Below are 14,300 nucleotides of genomic sequence, written 5' to 3'. Positions count from 1 at the left end.
TCTAAAAATCTGACATATTGTCGGATGAACACACAATATATGAACAAACACGACACATTTGATATCAACCAAGTACTTTCTGTCATAAACGAGGATACCGAGTTTTTTCCGTTGATGAGCTCGCAAGATGAAGAAGAAATGAGCAAGGCTGATATTCCTGAAGTTTTACCCATTCTGCCATTACGTAATACCGTACTATTTCCAGGTGTTGTCATTCCCATAACCGTAGGGCGGGACAAGTCCATTAAGCTAGTTAAAGAAGCTTATAAAGGGGACCGTACAATCGGTGTGGTTTCTCAAAAAGACATGAATATTGAGGAGCCTACAATAGAGCAACTGCATAAGATCGGTACCGTAGCCAATATCATCAAAATCTTGCAAATGCCCGATGGAAACACGACGGTCATTATACAAGGCAAACAACGGTTCCGCATCACGGAATTGGTCAGTAGTGAACCGTACTTAAAGGCGAAAGTAGAGCGTGTTCCGGAGGATCGTCCAAAAGTAGCGAGCAGGGAATTTAAAGCATTGATATCTTCCATCAAAGAACTTGCTTTACAAATCATCCAACTCTCGCCAAATCTGCCCAGCGAAGCAGGACTCGCTATCAAAAATATCGAAAGCCCGACGTTCTTGGTGAATTTCATTTCGTCCAATATGTCATTGGAGACCGAGCAAAAACAAAGTCTCTTAGAAACAAAAGATTTTGTTAAACGTGCTAAAGTACTTTTGGAGCATTTGACCACAGAAATCCAAATGCTGGAACTGAAAAATCAGATTCAAAATAAGGTTCGGGTCGACTTAGACAAACAACAACGGGATTATTTCCTGAGCCAACAGCTTAAAACGATCCAAGAAGAATTAGGTGGAAATACACCGGATCTTGAGATGCAAGAACTCGAGAAGCGAGCCCGAACAAAAAAATGGCCTAGCGATGTACAGAAACATTTTGATAAAGAGCTGGAAAAACTAGGTCGTATAAATCCTGCGGCAGCAGATTATTCTGTACAGATCAATTACTTAGAACTATTATTGGATCTTCCTTGGGGCGAGTTTACGAAAGATAATTTTGACCTCAATCGAGCCGTAAAAGTTTTGGACAGAGATCATTATGGACTTGAAAAAGTCAAGCAACGCATCATCGAGTATTTAGCTGTACTCAAATTAAAAAATGATATGAAAGCGCCCATACTTTGTTTGGTTGGGCCTCCAGGTGTAGGTAAAACCTCTCTGGGCAAATCGATAGCAAAAGCTTTAGGGCGCAAATACACCCGTATGGCATTAGGTGGTATACGGGACGAGGCAGAAATACGCGGTCACCGTAAAACATATATTGGCGCCATGCCTGGGCGTATCATTCAGTCCTTAAAGAAGGCTGGAGCTTCCAATCCGGTATTTGTACTAGATGAGATCGACAAACTTGGTTCTGATTTTAAAGGCGATCCATCCTCTGCGTTATTGGAAGTATTAGATCCGGAACAAAATACTCATTTCTATGATCACTACGTAGAAATGGAATACGATCTATCTAAAGTCATGTTTATCGCTACGGCAAACTCGCTGAGCGGCATTCAGCCGGCTTTGCTGGACCGTATGGAAATTATCGAGGTAAACGGTTACACTATTGAAGAGAAAATAGAAATCGCAAAAAAACATCTGCTTCCAAAGCAAGTCGAGTTACACGGCTTAACAAAGAAAGACGTGTCATTAAATAACAAAGTCATCGAAAAGGTCATTGACGAGTATACCCGCGAATCTGGCGTTCGGGGTTTAGAAAAGAAAATTGGCTCAATTGTTCGCGGCGTAGCCACACGCATTGTCCTGGAAAAAGATTACAATCCGAAGGTCGACGCGCGGCTGACCGAAGAGATTTTAGGTGCACCGATTTTCGACAAAGATCTCTATGAAGACAATGAAGTTGCTGGCGTCGTAACGGGACTAGCATGGACATCGGTAGGGGGCGACATTCTATTTATCGAATCCAGCTTAAGTCCAGGCAAAGGCCGACTGAACCTAACGGGCAATCTCGGCGACGTGATGAAAGAATCTGCGGCAATAGCAATGGCGTACCTGCGTTCTCATGCTGCTGATTTTGGCATCGATTACAAGGTGTTTGACAAATGGGATGTCAATATACACGTCCCTGCCGGAGCCACTCCTAAAGATGGACCGTCTGCTGGTATTACCATGTTAACAGCACTGACATCGTTATTTACTCAACGTAAAGTGAAAGAAAAATTGGCCATGACAGGCGAAATCACCCTCCGTGGACGTGTACTTCCCGTAGGCGGAATTAAAGAAAAGATCTTAGCTGCCAAACGAGCGAATGTTAAAGAAATCATTTTGTGTAAAGCAAATGAAAAAGATATTCTGGAAATTAAAGAGGACTATATCAAGGATCTTACGTTTCATTATGTGACCAAAATGTCCGATGTTGTTGAACTCGCACTTTTGAAGAAAAAAGTTAAAAATCCAAGGGATTTACAGGCATCAGTCGATTAGAAACGGTGGAGCATAGTCTCCACCGTTTTGTTTAAAAGCAGCAGATCAGCCGAATTGAATAGCAGTTCGTCTGCGCTTTTTCCACTCAATTTTTTATTTTTGCAACCTTTACACAACATGGGGACCCTCCCCTTACGGAATAATATAAAAATGTTTAATCGTTTCATTAGAAGATGTATGCTTTCGCCCGTATTGATATATCTGTTACGGTGCCTGGTTGGCTTTTCTATCGGTTATATTTTATACACTCAGCTTGTTCATTTCGAGTTTTTTTGGGCCTTCCTCTCTATCATCTTAGTCATCTCTCCCGAAGAGAACGATTCCAAACGGCTATCAATCGAAAGATTTAAATCTAATTTCGTTGGTTCATTCATCGCGCTTCTCTGTATACTTATACACGGGAATTCCTTGTTGATGATTGTTATAGGAATTATCCTCACCATTCTTACCTGTAGACTGTTCCGCATTATGAATATGGCGCGCGTAGCCATCGTCGCGTTATTAATTATCATGGTGCAGCCCCATCAGGAGGAGCTATCGTATACGCCGGTTTTGCGCTTTGCAGCGGTCGGTATCGGCTGTTTTATCGGGCTGACGATTGTTGTCACTTCCTCCTACGTTATTCGTTTCATACGCCGACAATACGGTTTACCGGTGGAATAACAAGAATGACAGCCGGTATAAGATGTTGTCCCTCCGGCCGCCATTTTCTTTATAGATTACTTTCAATAGCGCCGACCTGCTCTCGATACAGCTCGATGGGTTTATCTAACAAAACAGCAACAACCGTCATGTGCTGATCCAAACGTTCCTTTGGAACATTGATGTACACAATTCCGGGGATTTGGCTCCAATACAATTTATTAAAAACTTCATGTCCAATCATCGACCCCTCTCCGACAATACGTATCCGTGCGATGGTATTCTTCAATCCTTTCAAGGCAATCGGCCCGGTTGGCTCACCGTCCACAAAGAGATACAAAGTCTGTTTATCTTTTGATAAGGCAGAATAGCCGTTATAATGTCCAGCAGGTAGACCTGGATTTGCAAAACTCAACACCTCCGCGTGCTTACGTACCCACGCCTCTATTTTGTCGTCCGCAAACGATATCGCACCATTCAGCAAATCACCATCTTCGCTCAGTTTCCCCACGAATAGATTAGCGCCAGCCTCGGTTTGCTCTACAATGCCTCGAACCACCTCCCTATCATTTTTATCCTTCAGCAGGGTCGATAAAACCGGTGGCTGCGCTGTTGTTGGCAACAAAAAGGTAGGCGCTTCCGCAAACTCGACAGCCACAACCGACGCAACGGGATCAAACTCATCCGCAGGCAATTCGACGTGTATTTCACCTTCATTGTACGTAAATTTTAGACGGCCGTCGCTAGCTAGAAGCCGAATAGCTGTTGGTTCTGTCTGCAGGCCACGCAGAACTAAGTCTTGCTGCTTCGCATCAAGGTAAACGAATAACGTTTTACCATCTTTGGAAAAGGCATTTTTTTCCCGCAAAAAACGGCTATCTACTCCGGCGCGCGTTCCATAGATGGCTTCGCTATACTTTCCTGTCCATCGCTTGAGCTCCTTCAAAATGGCCAACTGCTCTGCCGGCAGCGTACCATCGGCCTTCGGGCCGATATCTAATAAGAGGTTCCCTCCCATGGAAATGCAATCAATCAACGTGCGAACAATCATGTTTGGCGTCTTGTAATGCTTATCAAAGGGTTGAAATCCCCACGAGTCATTCATCGTGTAACACAATTCCCAATAACGGCTTTCTGGCCGAACCACCGGCACCCCCTGCTCAGGTGTCTCGTAATCGCCGTGATGATTTAAGCGCGAATTTATGATGATATCAGGATTATGCCGACGCAAAATTTCCAGTGTCTTAGGCGCTTGCCATTCTTCCGAACTGTGTTCCCAATCGCCATCGAACCATAGCAAATCCGGTCGATACAGCGTAGAAAGCTCTTCTAATTGCTGATGGTAATACCCCACATAATTATTCCAGCGTGTCGGCTCGTCCGAGAGTTTATAACGTTTTTTGAGCCGAGTATTTACATCGTAATAGGGGTGGCTCCAATCGGGGAGAGAGAAGTATATTCCTGTTTTTAACCCCGCACTTTTTAGTTCTTTCACAAATGGCGACAATACATCTCGCTGAGCCGCTGCATCTTTTTTTGTCGTCAGTGCTTTTGGCGCCTTGGAGTCCCAGAGGGACACACCGTCGTGATGCTTCGAGGTAATTACGGCATATTGCGCTCCAGACTCCCGGATCAGCTTGACCCATTCTTTTGGCTGATACGCGGCCGCAGTAAAGCCACCTAATTGTTTCAAGTAGTTTTCATGACTTATGTAATTGTTGAAAAATGCCCAGGACTCCGAAATCCCCTGTACAGAATAAATTCCCCAATGAATAAAAATTCCGAGCTTGGCATCGTCAAACCATTCCATTTTTGGCTGTTCCTGTGTTTTTGACGATTGAGCTTCGACATGCGAAGCACCTGAAAACAGCAGCAGAGCCATGATCATTTTTTTATTGAATTTCATTTGCTAAAACCATTAATGCGAGGCTGAAGATAAGCAAAATAGATGCAACCCCAAATTATAGCACAACAAAAAGGAATGCGCTTTGTTTACTCCGCCCGATCAATTCCTTTACCATGGCGCTTCGATTTCATTTTAAGCGAAATCTTAACTAAGTTTGATCCAATGATTGAACTGTATACAGACGGTGCCTCCAGTGGCAATCCCGGGCCAGGCGGTTATGGCACTATTCTAAGGACGATATATCAGGGTAATAATCCTGCTTTTCAAGGAAAGCTAATCGAAAAAGAGTTTTCTGGCGGATTTCGAAAAACAACGAATAACCGCATGGAACTTTTGGCGGTAATCGTAGGCCTAGAAGCGCTAAAAAACACAAACCAGCGTGTAACGATTTACTCTGATTCCAAATATGTGATCGATGCTATTGACAAAAGATGGGTATACGGTTGGATGCAAAGAGGTTTTCAAGGCAAGAAAAACAAAGATCTTTGGCTTCGGCTCATGAATCTTTATAAGCTCCACCAGGTTAAATTGGTTTGGGTAAAAGGACATGCCGGTCATCCGCTTAACGAACGGTGCGACCAGTTGGCTGTCAAAGCATCGAAAGATAAAGCCAACTGGAAAATTGATTCTGTATTTGAAGTAGAAGAGCAAAAAGGTGCTATGAATTCCTAAATTCTCGCAGTTGGGATAAGGACCCAATCTAAAGCAATTTTTTTCCGGCTTAATCTCCGCTCTTTTTTCGCTGTTACTTTTATCCGCAATCGATCTATGGCACTCGCGGGCAAATCTTAAAATCTGGAGTGCCGCCTCCCCCTACTTTTGGATGGCCCTACCGCTATTTCCCATTGTATTAGGTCGCGGAGAGCCCCCTGATTTTTTCGACAGATGCGCAGCAATCTTCGTGCGTGGATCGTATGGAGCACAATTGGATTTGGATTTTTTTATGATGGACTCACCTACGTCTCGTCGTTTGCTCTAGGGTGGCTTGTCGCTAGCACATGGCAGATCACCATCTTAGCCAGCATGTGCCTTTCTCCCTTGTTGGGCAATACAGACAGCAGGCCAATTGGATGCAATACGGTCTTCTTCTAGATGTTGATCCTTCTTGGGGTTTTGATCATACAAATCCCGCAAGCGAAAATGGTATCGTCACATGGTCTGCTGCAAAGTAGTATTCCTGTTTTACTGGCCGCATTTGATTATCCCTTGGGAGTAGAAAAATGATGCAACCTACCGCCGGACGACTTTCCGCTGCGCAACGGTTTTTTGGAATGACACTGAGTAGTTTCCCCTGTTGGATGCTGTTATCTATCATAGGATGCTTTGGGCAGGCGCCTCCCTCCCGAAACCTCTTTTCCAAACCTTACTAGTTGCCCCCCTCTTCAGGTTTAGTCGCCACAGGCCTATTTCTCCACGCGACGGATCTTGTACGGGAGGACGCAAAAGGTCTAGCTGCTGTCGAAACAACTCAATCTACAGAGGTCATATTCGCTTTAATCGGAGAGATATTCATACTCCATGCCCACTTTCCTAACTGCACCTCATTCTTAGGCATTTTCCTCTTTTGTGTGGGCATGGTTTTGCACAATGTGCAGTCGAGTTCTACGTAGCCGCAGCCGATCAATCGGCACCATAACTAGCCTTTACCGTTATATTTGCTGTTTTACTGCGCGAAGTCGTGTTAAATGCACCGCCATACGAATACTCCTCATTATCGTTCTGTCCCGTGATCTGAAAAATACCTAAATCGGCCTTGATCAGATCACCCAACGAAGAACCGGCTTCCTTCGCTATATTGCCCGCTCTTAGCTTCGCATTTTGAGAAGCCTGTGATATGAGCTCTAGCTTTAGATCCTCTAATTTCGAGTAATAGTAGTTAGGAGAATTGGAGCTCAATTCTAACCCCTGAGAAATCAAGGTCGAAATTTCGCGCGATGCATTGTCGACCTTATCCAAATCTTTGGACTCTACACTTACATTTTGAGAGAGATTATACCCCGTAAACGTGTTGAAGTTATTCCCGTTTCCGTCATTATGATAGGAGAATTCCCGGTTGATGTTCACGGCGTTAAATAAGATTTCTTTAGGATTAATCCCTTGTTTCACCAAAAACTGTCGCACCAATTCCCGATCCTGCTTCAATTGTTCGGACGCTGCACTCAAATCCATCGATTTACGGCTGTATGAGGCAGACCATTTCACGATATCTGATTCGAAATCCTTCTTTGCATTTCCGGTGACATTGATCGTATTGTTGATTTTATATTTGAATTTGTATGCATTCCCCAGGATAAATGCAAAGATAACTACCGCAGCACCCGCGATTATAGCAGCAATAAGACTGTTTGACTTCATAGTTTACATGTAAAAATGTTAAAACATCCTGCTTAATTTACGCATTTTTCGTTACTTTAATTTAAATTTCTAGTTTAATTTATCCTATGCAGAAAAAAATAGCCATCCTCGGCCTTACCGTGGCCCTGACCACGGCGGTATTTGCACAAAAGAGGCCGATAGACCACACGGTCTATGACGGGTGGAAAAGTGTCACGAATACCGAGGTCAGCAAAAGCGGACAGTTTATTTACTATCAAATCACTCCACAAGAAGGTGATGGCCTCTTTCAGCTGAAAAACCGAAATAACGAACTTTTATTTTCAATTCCCCGCACGAGCGATGTCAAACTCACGCAGGGCGAATCCTATCTGATTGGAACGATAAAGCCAACTTTTGATGAGACACGGACAGCTAAAATCAAAAAAAAGAAAGCCGATGATATGCCAAAAGACTCGTTAGTTATCGTTAATCTCCAGACTAACCAAATTTGGAAAACAGCCCATGTTAAATCCTATAAATTGGCTCGGCTAAAAAACGAATATATTGCCTATCTCACCGAAGAAAAGAAGAACGCGTCAGTTGCTGATAGCTTAGCTCCGGCAAAAGAAAAAGCTAGTAAAGAAAAATCGGTGAATATATTAACGTTGAAGAACCTGGCAACAGGCGACACCCTCAACTTTTGGAAAGCCGATCAATATGCTTGGAGTCCACAAGAAAATCTCCTCCTATTTTCAAAGAAAAATGAAACAAAAGACTCACTGTCTACGGACGGAGGACTCTATATATACGATATTGCCAATAAAAGTTTAAAAAAAATCAGTAACGGCCAGGGCAATTACAAAGAATTAAGCTTTGATGATCAGGGCGCACAAATCGCGTTTTTAGCCGACAAATCTCCTGAAAAGTCCTTGATCAAGGATTTCAAACTATATTACTACACCTCCCAGTTAGACACGGCACGCATACTAGCTAGCCAACAAAGTACTGGCGTTCCTTCAAGATGGTACATCAGCGGAGACGGTCAATTACATTTTAGCGCTGATGGCCAAAAGCTGTTTTTTGGTTTAGCTCCTATTCCAAAAGTAAAAGACACTACCCTAGTAGAATTCGAACATGCGCAGGTTGACATATGGCACTGGAAAGACGATTATCTACAGCCGCAGCAACTTGTGAACGTTAAGAGAGAGCTTTCGAAGAGTTATCTTGCCATTATTTCTCCGAAAAACGGCCCACGCATCACGCCGTTAGTAGACGATAAATTCAATAGAACGAGCACCACCGATGAAGCTAACAACGAATGGATACTCGCTACATCTGATTACGGAAAGCGGATTGCCGGTCAATGGGAAGGCAAAACCTTGACAGACGTATACATCGTTTCCACGCGTTCTGGCGAAAAGCGGACTATAAAGTCTAATCTAGATGGGTACGCGCTTCTATCTCCTTCCGGAGAATTTGTAGTCTATTTCGACCGCAGCAATGCTAATTGGTACAGTTACCAGATTAGCAATGGCAAAACAGCGTGGCTCAACGATGGCACTCCGGTCAGTTTTGTTGACGAAGAGAACGATTCGCCTGATCTCCCAAGCGCCTACGGTATGGCTGGTTGGTCAGCCGACGGCAAATATACTTATCTATATGATCGGTATGACATTTGGAGGTTTGAGCTAAATGGCAAAAACAAACAGCTCATTACAAATGGCGAGGGGCGAGCCACACGTACAACCTATCGTTACATTGATCTAACACGAAATGACAACCCGCGCTATCGTTCTACATTGATCCCGGAAAAACAAGATATATATTTGACCGGCTTCAATGAGGTATCGAAAAAGAACGGCGTATACGTCGTCAACTCGTCCAAAGGAAAACGACCGGACGAGGTGTTCTCTGGAGAGTTCACTTACCGTGGATTTAAGGGATCTAACGATCTGCAGACTATCGTTTACACCAAAGAAAACTATACGCATCCCCCAGATCTCTATAGCTCAAAGCAATTTAAAGACGAAACACGATTAACAGAAATTAACCCACAACAACGGTCTTATAATTGGGGAACTGCCGAACTTGTCCGATGGACAACACCGGCTGGCTTTGAAGCAGAAGGTATCCTATACAAGCCTGAAAACTTCGATCTGAACAAAAAATATCCAGTTATAGCCTATTTCTATGAGCGCCTGAGCGATGGCCTATATACCTACCAAGCTCCCGCCCCCACTCCATCAAGACTCAACATCCCCTACTTTGTAAGTAATGAGTACTTGGTATTCGCGCCCGATATTCGTTACCAAATCGGGCACCCGGGGAAGTCTGCAGAAGAATATGTCAACTCGGGAATGCGCTATCTTGCGAAAAACAGCTGGGTCGACTCCACCAAGATGGGAATACAGGGACAAAGTTGGGGAGGATACCAAGTGGCCCACCTAATCACGCGGACGAACATGTATGCTGCGGCCTGGACAGGAGCCCCCGTGGTTAATATGACTTCAGCTTACGGAGGCATCCGCTGGCAAACCGGTCTTTCCCGTCAATTTCAGTACGAACATACACAGTCGCGCATAGGCAAAACGTTGTGGGAAGATCGGGGTCTTTATATAGAAAACTCGCCGTTATTCTTTTTAGATCGGGTGAATACTCCTGTCGTTATTATGCACAACGATAGCGACGGAGCCGTGCCTTGGTATCAGGGAATCGAAATGTTCACTGCACTCCGAAGGTTACAAAAGCCTGTTTGGCTATTAAACTACAACGGAGACGAACATAACTTGATGAAAAGACAAAACCGAAAAGACATTCAAATGCGTGAGGCGCAGTTCTTCGATCACTTCCTGAAAGGCAAGCCAGCACCTCTATGGATAAATAGGGGCGTTCCCGCTACCGAAAAAGGGATTGAATGGGGATTTGATTAGATAAATAAAAAAAAACCGTTAAAAATGCGATTTTGCCACAAAACAAAGTCGCATTTTCATTTATATCACAAAAAAATCATCAAAATTTTATATTTTTTTCATTTTTCTTGTTTGTTTTTTAAAAATAAACGTACATTTACAACGCAAAACAACCAAAGAACTGTATAAAAAAATAAAACTGTCAAATAAAAAAATGTCAAGCCTTAGATTTAAAGCAACAGAGTCAGCCGTTTCGCGACCTCTGGGTGATGTTAAAAAAGTAGAAGCATTAAAAGCAACCAGTATTTACGGAAAGAACGTGTTTACGGTAGCTAAGATGAAAGACTACCTTTCCAAAACCACGTACAAAGAACTCGTACAATTTGTTGAAGAGGGATCTCAAATCTCTAGAGATATTGCAGATCACATCGCTCAAGCCATGAAAACATGGGCGATCGAAAATGGTGCTACTCACTACACCCACTGGTTCCAACCACTAACAGGAACGACTGCTGAAAAGCACGATGCATTCTTCGAGCCTGACGATAATGGCGAAGCGATCGAAAAATTCACAGGAGACGCTTTAGCACAACAAGAACCAGATGCGTCCTCTTTTCCAAATGGCGGTATCCGCAATACATTTGAAGCGCGTGGGTATACCGCATGGGATCCTTCTTCTCCAGCATTCATTTTTGAAAGTATTGCCGGTAAGACCCTGTGTATCCCAACCGTATTCGTCTCCTATACGGGTGAATCGCTAGACTACAAAGCACCTTTATTGAAGGCCGTAGCTGCTATCGACAAAGCAGCGACAGACGTCGTTCAGTATTTCGACAAATCCGTTTCCAAAGTAAATGCTTCTTTAGGTATTGAACAAGAATACTTTTTAGTCGATTTGTCGTTGTTCCACGGTCGTCCAGACTTACAATTAACCGGCCGTACGCTTTTCGGGCATATGGCAGCCAAAGGTCAACAGCTAGAAGATCACTATTTCGGTGCTATTCCAGAACGTGTCTTGGCTTACATGGTAGATTTGGAGAACGAAGCCCTAAAATTGGGCATTCCTCTAAAAACTCGTCATAACGAGGTAGCACCATCCCAGTTCGAGTGTGCACCGATGTATGAGGAAATCAACTTAGCCATCGACCATAATCAATTGTTGATGAACCTGATGGAACAAGTAGCTATCCGTCATAATTTCAAGGTATTATTGCATGAAAAACCGTACAGCGGCGTCAATGGTTCTGGTAAACACAACAACTGGTCATTGATCACCAATACAGGTATCAATTTGTTGTCTCCTGGCAAAACGCCGAAAAACAATTTGATGTTCTTAACCTTCTTCGTGAACACTATTAAGGCTGTTTTTGAATATGCGGACTTATTGCGTGCATCTATTGCCAGCCACAGTAACGACCACCGCTTGGGTGCAAATGAGGCTCCACCTGCAATAATCTCCATCTTCTTAGGCTCACAACTAGACGAAATCTTGGAAGAGGTAGAATCGGCACGTGTTGCAAAAAAGGTGAAAAATGACACCAACCTATGGCACGGCATTCCAAAAATCCCGGAACTGAAATTGGATAACACAGATCGTAACCGTACTTCTCCGTTCGCATTCACGGGTAATAAATTTGAATTCCGTGCAGTAGGATCATCCGCAAACTCAGCGTTGCCGATGACCATCTTAAATGCCATCGTAGCTGCACAGTTGATCGACTTCAAAACAGAAGTAGATAAACAGATCAAAAAAGGCACGAAAAAAGATCTTGCTTTATTAAATGTTATCCGCAAATACATTAAAGAATCGAAAGCGATCCGTTTTGAAGGTAATGGTTACAGCGATGAATGGGCAGCCGAAGCTGAAGCTCGTGGCTTATCCAACATCAAATCAACACCGAAAGCACTTGATGTGTACGTAAAAGAAGAAAGCTTAGAACTTTTTGAAAAATTAGGAATCTATTCGAAACGGGAATCCGAAGCTCGTCATGAGATCTTATTGGAGAATTTCTACAAAAAATTACAGATCGAGGCCCGTGTTATCGGTGAGGTAGTTACCAGCCAAATTGCACCAGCTTGTTTCGTATATCAAAACGAATTAATCGAAAACGTTAAAGGCTTGAAAGATTTAGGTTTAGCGAAAGAAGCATTCAGCTCACAATTAAACTTGGTAGAGCGCATCTCCAAACACACCAATTTGATTCTAGAGAAGGCAGAAGAAATGCGTCAAGCACGTAAAAAAGCCAATACAATCGAAGAAACACGCGAAAGAGCAATTGCATATGACGAAATCGTAAAACCTTACTTTGACGAGATTCGATATCACGTGAATAAACTGGAAAAAATTGTGGACGATAACAAATGGCCGCTTCCAAAATTACGTGAGCTATTGTTTTTACGCTAATAGCAGTAGACTACTAACCACCTATTAATAAATCCGGCACTCAGCCTAAAAGCTGAGTGCCTTTTTTAAGATTTCCATTATTTTTTATCATTGCCAGTTCGTTTCAAGATCATGATCGCCTCGTATTGTTTACTATCGTAATGCGGAGGATCGATCGTTAATGTTGTTGGAACTGGCTTATTCTTATCGAAAAAATAAATTTTCGTTACGCTTCCGTAATCATTGGTGGGAAACAAGTCGGCGCATGCTTCGTATTTTGCATTCGCTAAATCTCCAACGGAAACCGCATATATGCGTATAATCCCTCCTTTATTCTGTTCGTTTCTCACAAAAGCGACCTGCTTAAAATCGCCCGGTAAATCCTCGATCGATGGTTGACTAAATGCTTCCCAAATCCCATAGCCCAAGATAATGATTAAGCCAGCCGCAATCCACCAAATTTTCTTAGTTCCTCGCATCTATCCGTTTATGGTTATTCCCAACAGTTTAAAGAATTCCTTCAAAATGGCTTGATGTCCTGGCCAAGCTGGAGAAGTAACCAAATTACCGTCCACAATCGCCTGATCGGCAGGAATATTTTTCCAAGTCCCGCCAGCAAGTTCGATGTCAGGGCCTACCGCTACATAAGCCGTCAATGTACGTCCTTGAAGTACGCGTGCCGTAGTGAGCACTTGAATACCATGACAAATAGCCGCAACAGGCTTATTCATCTCGAAGAAGTGTTTCGTAAAAGCAATCACTTTTTCATTTAAACGAATATATTCTGCTGACCGGCCGCCGGCTATATATAACCCGTCATAATCCTCTGGCTGTACATTGTCGAAATCCATATTAATAACGAAATTATGTCCCCGGAGCTCTTTATACGTCTGATCTCCCGTAAAATCGTGGACAGCGGTTGGGATAGCATCTCCTTTTTTACGATCAGGAGCAACAGCGTGCACATCAATACCGATAGCACCCATTGCCTGAAAAGGAACCATCGCTTCATAATCTTCCACGTAGTCGCCAACAATCAATAATACTTTTTTTGCCATATACTTACCTGTTTAGTGATTCATTATCCCCTGCAGCGCGATCCTTAAGCATGCGCTTTGTTTTCCGAACTTTCGCTTCAAGCTGACTTCGCAGGACAACTTGAACGACCCCTTTCCCCTCCTCAAAATTTTGGTAAAATTCAGGCAAACTAAACGATTCCAAAATCTCAGCACCATCAAATGGTAAGCGGGCCGTGGCAATATCCAATACGCTTTGACCGCCACGCTTTCCCGGGCTTGTCGCCATAATAAAAACAGGTTTTCCGTTATAGATTTTTCGGCCAGGAATCCGAGAAACCCAGTCAATCAAGCTTTTGTATGCAGCCGTATGGTTTCCGTTATTTTCTGCAAAAGAAATTAAAAGAAAATCTGCTCCATCTATTTTCTCCGCGAAGGCATATGCTGAAGCAGGTATTCCTTCCCTCTTCTCCAAGTCTACAGAGAAAAGCGGCATTTCGAAGTCATTGAGATCAAGGATTTCAATCGTATCGTCTGGCTCCTTATAGTATTTGCTTACGCTACTGACGAGTTTTTTATTGATGGATTGGCTGCTGTTGCTCCCGGCGAATGCTATTATTTTCATA

The 14,300-nt window shown here is 43.2% G+C and carries 10 protein-coding genes and 1 pseudogene; 6 read left to right on the top strand and 5 right to left on the bottom strand.

From position 1 onward, the window contains the following. Nucleotides 1–39 precede the first annotated feature (39 nt). Both lon and ACFSR5_RS01485 read left to right on the top strand, forming a co-directional pair. Nucleotides 40–2,502: an endopeptidase La gene (gene lon / locus ACFSR5_RS01490; protein ID WP_380899973.1), complete on the top strand. Its 2,463-nt coding sequence runs from the start codon at nt 40–42 to the stop codon at nt 2,500–2,502. A gap of 117 nt (nt 2,503–2,619) precedes the next feature. Then, nucleotides 2,620–3,165, top strand: coding sequence for an FUSC family protein (locus ACFSR5_RS01485; protein WP_380899971.1), 546 nt, complete (start codon nt 2,620–2,622; stop codon nt 3,163–3,165). A 49-nt stretch (nt 3,166–3,214) separates the two neighbouring features. On the opposite strand, the gene ACFSR5_RS01480 is transcribed toward ACFSR5_RS01485, so the two are convergent. Beyond that, the gene (locus ACFSR5_RS01480; RefSeq protein ID WP_380899969.1) at nt 3,215–5,050 is read right to left on the bottom strand and encodes an alpha-L-fucosidase; all 1,836 of its coding nucleotides are present in this window, start codon (nt 5,048–5,050) and stop codon (nt 3,215–3,217) included. A 162-nt stretch (nt 5,051–5,212) separates the two neighbouring features. On the opposite strand from ACFSR5_RS01480, the gene rnhA reads away from it, so the two are divergent. Next, a complete protein-coding gene (gene rnhA, locus ACFSR5_RS01475) occupies nt 5,213–5,722 on the top strand; it encodes a ribonuclease HI (RefSeq protein WP_380900305.1) in 510 nt (169 codons plus the stop codon). Between the two features lie 213 nt (nt 5,723–5,935). Next, nucleotides 5,936–6,660 (top strand): annotated as a pseudogene (locus ACFSR5_RS01470) (multidrug resistance efflux transporter family protein). A 10-nt stretch (nt 6,661–6,670) separates the two neighbouring features. On the opposite strand, the gene ACFSR5_RS01465 reads toward ACFSR5_RS01470, so the two are convergent. Then, a complete protein-coding gene (locus ACFSR5_RS01465; RefSeq protein WP_380899967.1) occupies nt 6,671–7,405 on the bottom strand; it encodes an SIMPL domain-containing protein in 735 nt (244 codons plus the stop codon). Between the two features lie 86 nt (nt 7,406–7,491). On the opposite strand from ACFSR5_RS01465, the gene ACFSR5_RS01460 reads away from it, so the two are divergent. Both ACFSR5_RS01460 and ACFSR5_RS01455 read left to right on the top strand, forming a co-directional pair. Beyond that, complete coding sequence (locus ACFSR5_RS01460) at nt 7,492–10,296, top strand: S9 family peptidase (RefSeq protein ID WP_380899965.1); 2,805 nt, start codon at nt 7,492–7,494, stop codon at nt 10,294–10,296. Between the two features lie 193 nt (nt 10,297–10,489). Continuing rightward, complete coding sequence (locus ACFSR5_RS01455) at nt 10,490–12,679, top strand: glutamine synthetase III family protein (protein ID WP_380899963.1); 2,190 nt, start codon at nt 10,490–10,492, stop codon at nt 12,677–12,679. Between the two features lie 77 nt (nt 12,680–12,756). On the opposite strand, the gene ACFSR5_RS01450 is transcribed toward ACFSR5_RS01455, so the two are convergent. From ACFSR5_RS01450 to ACFSR5_RS01440, 3 genes are read right to left on the bottom strand one after another with little or no spacing between them, the layout of a single operon-like run. Beyond that, nucleotides 12,757–13,137 (bottom strand): hypothetical protein, encoded by a 381-nt coding sequence (locus ACFSR5_RS01450; protein ID WP_380899961.1) that lies wholly within the window; start codon nt 13,135–13,137, stop codon nt 12,757–12,759. After that, nucleotides 13,138–13,716 carry a DJ-1/PfpI family protein gene (locus ACFSR5_RS01445; protein ID WP_380899959.1) on the bottom strand — a complete coding sequence of 193 codons (579 nt, stop codon included), beginning with the start codon at nt 13,714–13,716 and terminating at the stop codon, nt 13,138–13,140. Between the two features lie 4 nt (nt 13,717–13,720). Continuing rightward, nucleotides 13,721–14,299 carry an NADPH-dependent FMN reductase gene (locus ACFSR5_RS01440; RefSeq protein WP_380899957.1) on the bottom strand — a complete coding sequence of 193 codons (579 nt, stop codon included), beginning with the start codon at nt 14,297–14,299 and terminating at the stop codon, nt 13,721–13,723. Nucleotide 14,300: the final 1 nt, after the last annotated feature.

The sequence above is a fragment of the Sphingobacterium suaedae genome (assembly GCF_042684625.1).
Taxonomy (GTDB): Bacteria; Bacteroidota; Bacteroidia; order Sphingobacteriales; family Sphingobacteriaceae; genus Sphingobacterium; species Sphingobacterium suaedae.
The sequence above is the reverse complement of the archived record's forward strand: the minus strand, read 5'-3'. Positions and strand labels throughout refer to the sequence as shown.